Origin of the sequence: Candidatus Cyanaurora vandensis, assembly GCF_013285555.1 — a bacterium.
GTDB classification, from domain to species: domain Bacteria; phylum Cyanobacteriota; class Cyanobacteriia; order Gloeobacterales; family Anthocerotibacteraceae; genus Cyanaurora; species Cyanaurora vandensis.
The window spans coordinates 22,925-29,790 of sequence record NZ_JAAXLT010000098.1 but is presented as its reverse complement, the minus strand read 5'-3'; the positions used below and the strand labels follow the sequence as shown (position 1 = coordinate 29,790).

6 protein-coding genes are annotated in these 6,866 nt (G+C 56.5%); 1 reads left to right on the top strand and 5 read right to left on the bottom strand.

The window, feature by feature from the left end; all coding sequences use genetic code 11:
* Nucleotides 1-337: 337 nt before the first annotated feature.
* From infC to ilvD, 3 genes are all read right to left on the bottom strand, one after another.
* Nucleotides 338-898, bottom strand: coding sequence for a translation initiation factor IF-3 (gene infC / locus HFM78_RS06630; protein WP_287128642.1), 561 nt, complete (start codon nucleotides 896-898; stop codon nucleotides 338-340).
* 133 nt (nucleotides 899-1,031) lie between these two features.
* Entirely contained in the window at nucleotides 1,032-1,742 is a 711-nt protein-coding gene (locus HFM78_RS06625; protein WP_287128641.1) for an HAD family hydrolase, read from the bottom strand.
* A 79-nt stretch (nucleotides 1,743-1,821) separates the two neighbouring features.
* Nucleotides 1,822-3,504, bottom strand: a complete 1,683-nt coding sequence (gene ilvD / locus HFM78_RS06620) for a dihydroxy-acid dehydratase (RefSeq protein ID WP_287128640.1) — start codon at nucleotides 3,502-3,504, stop codon at nucleotides 1,822-1,824.
* Nucleotides 3,505-3,606: 102 nt separating this feature from the next.
* On the opposite strand from ilvD, the gene HFM78_RS06615 reads away from it, so the two are divergent.
* On the top strand, nucleotides 3,607-3,936 hold the full coding sequence (locus HFM78_RS06615; protein WP_287128639.1) for a DUF4342 domain-containing protein: 330 nt from the start codon (nucleotides 3,607-3,609) through the stop codon (nucleotides 3,934-3,936).
* Here HFM78_RS06615 and clpS read toward each other — a convergent pair.
* Together clpS and leuS are read right to left on the bottom strand one after the other, a co-directional pair.
* Complete coding sequence (gene clpS / locus HFM78_RS06610; RefSeq protein ID WP_287128638.1) at nucleotides 3,933-4,247, bottom strand: ATP-dependent Clp protease adapter ClpS; 315 nt, start codon at nucleotides 4,245-4,247, stop codon at nucleotides 3,933-3,935. The two genes, HFM78_RS06615 and clpS, sit on opposite strands and share 4 nt — an antisense overlap.
* Before the next feature lie 36 nt (nucleotides 4,248-4,283).
* Entirely contained in the window at nucleotides 4,284-6,815 is a 2,532-nt protein-coding gene (leuS, locus tag HFM78_RS06605) for a leucine--tRNA ligase (RefSeq protein ID WP_287128637.1), read from the bottom strand.
* Between the last annotated feature and the right edge of the window lie 51 nt (nucleotides 6,816-6,866).

Sequence of the window (6,866 nt, the reverse complement as noted above, 5' to 3'; positions counted from 1 at the left end):
CCACAGGACCACACCCCCCAAGCCGGGGTCCACCGCCACCAATAATAGACCCAGCTTGGCTTGGTCTTGCCCGACGACAGAGGTTACCGGAAACAGTGGCGCGAGCATAGTTCTTCGTCAGGACGGGCTATACCATCGTAAGCCGCCCTAGGCATAAAAAAAGCCCCTCTACGAATAGGGGGGCTTAGGACGCAGTTAGGAGGTATCTTGTTTCTAACTTTAGGCGTGATCCCCATTTCAGGCCCTAGACTTTACAAGTTCTTAAGATAATCCAGGCTGAATCATTAAAAAAACTACGGAGCGGCCCAGTTTAAGTTATGATCCCCGCCCCGTTTAGCTAACTTTGAACCTTCTTCGGTCCAAGAATCATGATCATGTTTTTGCCCTCAGTGAGAGGTTCTTGCTGGACATCCGCGATATCACTCAAGTCTTGAGCCAGCCGGACAAGTAACTTACGTCCAATATCGGCGTGCTGGATCTCGCGGCCCCGGAACATGATGGTGCATTTGACTTTATCGCCTTCCGCTAAGAATTTTTGCGCGTTGCGGATGCGTACTTGATAGTCATGGCTCTCGATGGTGTAACGCATCTTGATTTCCTTGACTTCAACTGTATGTTGTTTCTTTTTAGCTTCGCGCTGTTTTTTCTCTTGTTCAAATTTGAACTTGCCGTAGTTCATAATCCGGCAAACCGGCGGATCAGCGTCTGGGCTAACGAGGACCAAGTCTAGCTCTTGTTCCTGGGCAATGGTCTGGGCCTCGCGCGACGTCATAATCCCTAGCTGCTGTCCCTCATTGTCAATCACCCGGACCCGTGGGAAACGGACGCGGTCATTGATGTAGGGAGCGTCTGCACGCTGGGTCTTAACGGGGCGACGGGGTGAGGGTGTTGAGCGCAAATGATTTCCTTAAAAAGGACGGCAAAATAACCCTAAACCAGGGTTAACCTGATCTCAGCATAGGCAAGGGGTAGGGGTCTGTCAAGGCACCTCCGGGGAGTCTAAAGCAAAGCCCACTGTGCTCAAAACTTGCTCAAACCGTCAGTAGTCCCCAGTACCGCAGCCCTTCGAGGACACCTAGACCGTAGGGAGCTTGGGCGTGATAAGTCAGGGTGCCATTGTGCGGACTAGCCATGGCAGCCGGGGGCACCACCACACTCTTGACTCCCAACTCGGTGTAATGTTCATCGGTAAATACCCCGGCACAGACTATGGTTTTTTCCTCCGTAACCCCCAACAAAGTCCGCAGGTAATCTACGACCTCCGCACTGTTAGTAGGCAGGATATCCAGGAAGCCCGCTTTGTAGACTACATAGGCATCAATGAGGGCCACTTGCTCCTGGAGTCGGGGTAGCACTTCGGCCTGGGCGGGGTCTAGGTAATAACTGCACTTGAAAGGACCTTGGTGCTCTTGGGCCTGTTCGATGAGTTGGAAACTATGGGCAATCGCCTCTACCCGGTTGCGGTTCCAGTCACCATTGAGGAGGTTCATCCACTCGACGATGGGGGTGTAGCTCTCGCCATTGCGGCGGTAGAGACTGGTGCCCGCATCGCAGATCAGCAAATCCGCCGGGAGTAAGGGGACCTGTTCTTTAAGTTCCATGACGGAGCTAAGGGAACGCCCGGTCAGATAGGCCAAAACTAAGCGCGGACGGGCTTGGGCCAGCGCCGCATTTACCTGGGTGAGGGCGGCTTCATCCCCTATCAACGCACCGTCTAAGCCACATACCACCAGCCAGTCCATGGGATTCCTGTCACACGTTGCCCCAATCCTACCTAGGGACGTACAACCGCGAATGATCCCCTAAAAGTCTTTATAATTCTTAATTTTTATCGGTGATACAGCCATCCGTTGCCGTACTCACATTCCTGATGTATTTGAGTAGGGTGCCCTGGGTCGCTCGGAAAGCGGGGGCCTGCCAGCTTTGGCGGCGTAGGTCAATCTCGTCCTCACTCAGATGGGCGGTAATCTCACGGGTCTGGGCATCCAGGGTAATGCGGTCGCCGTCTTGCAGTAGGGCCAGCAAGCCGCCATCCTGGGCTTCGGGGGTGACATGACCGACCACAAAACCGTGGGTCCCCCCAGAGAACCGCCCGTCGGTAATCAAGGCTACCTCTTTTCCCAACCCGGCCCCCATGATGGCAGCCGTCACTGTCAGCATCTCGCTCATCCCCGGCCCCCCCTTGGGACCTTCGTAGCGAATTACTACCACATCACCTTTTTGAATCTCTTTTTGTTCCAAGGCGACGAGGGTTGCTTCCTCGGAGTCGTAGACCCGGGCGGGTCCGGTGAAGGTCAGTCCTTCTTTACCCGTGATTTTGGCGACGGCACCCTGGGGCGCGAGATTGCCATAGAGGATTTGCAGGTGGCCCGAGGCTTTGATGGGCTGGTCCAGGGGAAAGATTATCTTTTGAGCGGGGGTAAGGCCCGGTAAGGGAGCCAAGTTCTCCGCTAAAGTCCGGCCCGTCACAGTTAAACAACTGCCATCAATCAAACCCACTGCGAGGAGGAGTTTCAATACTGCCGGGGTCCCGCCGACTTGGTGCAGGTCTTCCATCACGTAGGCCCCGCTCGGTTTGAGATCGGCAATAAAAGGTACCCGGTCACTGATTTCTTGAAAATCCGCCAGTTCAAGCGGGACCTGGACTGCCCTTGCCATGGCAATTAGATGTAGGACCGCATTGGTCGAGCCGCCCAGGGCCATCACTACAGTAATCGCATTGTGGAAAGCCGCTTCGGTCATGATATCGCGGGGTTTGAGGTCCAGTTCCAGCAGGTTGCGGACCACGGCCCCGGCCTGGAGACATTCTGCCTGTTTCGCGGGGTCGGTGGCGGGGGTGCAGGAACTGTAGGGCAGGGTCATCCCCAAGGCTTCAATCGCACAGGCCATCGTGTTCGCGGTGTACATCCCCCCACAAGCTCCCGCTCCCGGACAGGCGTGCTTGAGGATAGCGGTGAGGCCCTCGCGGTCAAGTTGGCCCTGGATGAACTGCCCATAGCCCTGGAAGGCCGAGACGATATCTAATTTCTCGTTCCCCAACCAGCCCGCTTGGATCGTCCCGCCGTAGACCATGAGACTGGGGCGGTTCAGACGGCCCATGGCAATCAGGGCACCGGGCATATTCTTGTCACAACCAGGGAGGGCCACGAGCGCGTCGTACCACTGGGCAGACATGACGGTTTCGATGGAGTCGGCAATCAGGTCCCGCGACTGGAGGGAGAAATTCATCCCCGCCGTACCCATGGCGATCCCATCACTGACCCCAATTGTGTTGAAGCGCAGCCCGACGAGATCGCTCGCCTGGACCCCTTGTTTGACTAGAGCAGCGAGATCGAGGAGGTGCATATTACAGGTGTTCCCCTCATACCACATACTGGCGATGCCGACTTGGGCCTTAGACAGATCGGCCTCCGTCAGTCCGGTGCCGTAGAGCATGGCCTGAGAAGCTGCTTGGGAAGCGCGTTGGGTGATGCGGGCACTGTAGCGGTTAAGGGGTTCAGCCATGGGATGATCAACGCAAAGTAGTATCCAAGATAACTTTTTGAGGACCATCTGGTTACAGAGTCTCGCAGGGCTATGATCAGGAGGTCGTCATCAATCCTGGCTATGAACCCACCACCCCGCAGTTTTTTTGAAGAATTCACCGTCGCTGGCAACAAGCTCGTCGAGAAAGTCAAGGAAATCCTGGAACAGGGTAATGTCCGCCGCGTAATTATTAAAGACAGCACCGGGCAGCGGACCCTCCTCGAAGTCCCCCTGACCCTGGGCGTTGCGGCTGGGGCTGGACTGGCTTGGTTTGCTGCACCCTTGGCGGCGATTGGCGCGGTGGCAGCCTTGGTAACGCAGGTACGGGTGATTATCGAGCGTTACGAAGACCCGACCGATGCTGAGGCTGAGAACAAAGGCCCCACTCTAATTGAGATTGACGAAGACTAGTCGCGCTCTGGGGGAGCTACGGTTAGACCCTCACGTTTGAGTTGCTCAATGTAGAGTTCAGCTTGTTCTAGGTCGCCCACCCAGACGGTTGCGGCTCCCTGTTCATGGACTTGATTGGTCAGTTCCCAGGCGCGGGCATCACTCACACCGGGGATGTAGCGCATCAGACAGCGGTGGACGTGTTGGAAGGTGTTGAAGTCGTCGTTGAGAACAATCACTTTCCATTGGGGCGGCGGTGCGCTCTGGCTGCGGGTGGCGGGGTTCACTAGGGTCCCCGGTGCGGCGACAGCTTGCGGGGTGCGGGTCAACACGTGCGGTTCCTCGTTTTTTCTAATTGTAGGCCGGGGTTAACTCACGACGAAGTTAAGGAGTTTTTGGGGGACAAGGATCACTTTACGGATGGTCTTATCCAGGGTGTGGCGTTGGACTCCTTCAAGATTGAGGGCCAGGGTCTCTAGTTCAGTTTGGGGGGTGTCGAGGGGGACTTCCAGGTTGCCGCGTACTTTACCGTTGACTTGAATGACCAGCGTGAAGGTTTCCAGGCTCAAGGCGATGGGATCGTAGATGGGCCAGGATTGCTGATGGATGGATGAGGTGGTGGGACTAAGGATGGACCAGAGTTCTGCTGCTAGGTGGGGCGCGAAGGGGGCCAAGAGCTTGACTAGCGTGTGGAGGGCTTCTTGGAAAAGGGCGTGGGTGCGGTCAGGGAAATCGCCCAAGCTATTGACCAGTTTCATCAGTTCTGCAATGGCGGTGTTGCACTGGAGGTCCTCGGGTCCTAGGTCCTCGGTGATCTCTTTGATCGCTAGATGAATCGCCCGCCGGAGGGCTTTGAGTTCTTTGTCTGTGGCGGGGGCGGGGTGAGCGGTCTGAGTTTCGTAGACCAGTCGCCAGATGCGGTTGAGGAAGCGGAATTGGCCCTCGACATCAGTGGTGGCCCATTCCAGTTCTTTTTCGGGGGGAGCTTTAAAGAGGATGAACATCCGGGCGGTGTCGGCCCCGTAATGGGTGATCACTTCCTGGGGCGCGACGCCGTTGTACTTGGACTTAGACATGGTTTCGTAGGCAACCCGCAGCGGCTCCCCGGTGGTCGGGTTCCTGGGGTCCTCGGGGTTTACTTGGGCGGAGGGTACACAGGCACCCGTAGCATCACGGTAGGTGAGACCCTGGACCATGCCCTGGGTTAACAGGCGCAAAAACGGCTCATTAAACGTCACTAAACCCCGGTCATGGAGAGCTTTGGTGATGAACCGGGAATAAAGTAGGTGCAAAATGGCGTGTTCAATCCCGCCCACATACTGGTCCACGGGTGCCCAGTGGTTAGTCTGGGCCGGGTCAAAGATGGCTTCAGCGTTGGTAGCATCGGGAAAGCGCAGGTAATACCAGGAGGAATCAATAAAGGTATCCATCGTGTCGGTTTCGCGCCGCGCCGGGGTCCCGCACTGGGGACAGGGGACATTAACCCATTCCGGCATCTGACCCAAGGGTGAACCGCCCCGCCCACTCAGCGTTACATCTTCGGGTAAACGCACGGGGAGGTCCTGTTCCGGGACCGGGACTAACCCACAGTCCGGGCAATAGACTATAGGGATCGGACAACCCCAATACCGTTGCCTGGAGATGAGCCAATCGCGTAAACGATACTGCACCCGCGCTTGTCCCCAGCCCTGGGTTACGGCATATTCGGTAATCTTCTGTTTGGCAACTGGAGCCGCCAACCCGTCAAAGGGACCAGAATTAACTAAATTTCCCGCCCCCGTCCAAGCCGATTGTCCATCCCCGCCCTGGACCACGGTGACAATGGGCAACCCGTACTGCTGAGCAAACGAGAAATCCCGTGCATCGTGGGCCGGGACCCCCATCACGGCCCCAGTTCCGTACTCCGCTAAAACATAGTCCGCCGTCCAGATAGGTATTTCCTGTCTAGTAAACGGGTTTGCGACGTACCCGCCCGTGGGAACCCCGCGTTTGAGACGGTCATCATTGGTGCGCTCTTCTTCACTGGTTTTGGCAACCACTTGCTGGAAGGCTTCAACAATTTCTTGTTGCTCAGAGGTAGTGACGACGGCGACTAAGGGGTGTTCTGGGGCGAGGACGAGGTAAGTTACGCCATAAACCGTGTCGGGGCGAGTGGTGAAGACCGTGATTTTTTCATCCGAACCCATTACCGGGAAGGTCAGATGTGCCCCGACGGATTTACCGATCCAGTTGGCCTGCATGGTGCGGACTCGTTCGGGCCAGCCCGTGAGTTGGTCGAGATCCTGCAACAAAGGCTCGGCGTAATCCGTAATCTTCAGGAACCACTGAGTCAACAACCGTTTCTCGACCTTGGCCTTAGACCGCCAGGAACGGCCCTCACTGTCTACCTGTTCATTGGCAAGCACAGTCTGGTCCACGGGGTCCCAGTTGACGGCGGCTTGTTTCTGGTAGGCCAGTCCTGCCTGTAAGAGCTGCAAAAAGATCCACTGGGTCCAGCGGTAATACTCCGGCTGACAGGTGGCAACTTCACGGGACCAATCGTAGGACAAGCCCAGGGGTTTGAGTTCTGAGCGCATCTGGGCAATGTTTTGGTAGGTCCACTGAGCAGGGGGAATACCCCGGTCAATGGCGGCATTCTCGGCGGGCAATCCGAAAGCATCCCAGCCCATGGGATGAAGAACCGCGTACCCTTGCATCCGGCGCGTGCGGGCCAAGACATCGGTGATGGTGTAGTTACGGACATGGCCCATGTGCAAGTTCCCGGAGGGATAGGGGAACATCGAGAGGGCATAGAATTTCGGCTGGTCCCCGGTCAGGTCCGGGGTTAGATCCGCCCCGGTTGCCTCCCAGTAATCCTGCCAGTGATGTTCGATTGCCTTGGGGTTGTACTTGGGTTCCACCTGATTCTCTATGCCGAGGTTTTATCATTGTAAGTCTGTCATCGTTCTAGG

Coding starts and splice junctions, on each gene's coding strand:
- HFM78_RS06625 (WP_287128641.1), bottom strand. CDS start 1,742: ATGGACTGGCTGGTGGTATGTGGCTTAGACGGTGCGTTGATAGGGGAT.
- ilvD (WP_287128640.1), bottom strand. CDS start 3,504: ATGGCTGAACCCCTTAACCGCTACAGTGCCCGCATCACCCAACGCGCT.
- HFM78_RS06615 (WP_287128639.1), top strand. CDS start 3,607: ATGAACCCACCACCCCGCAGTTTTTTTGAAGAATTCACCGTCGCTGGC.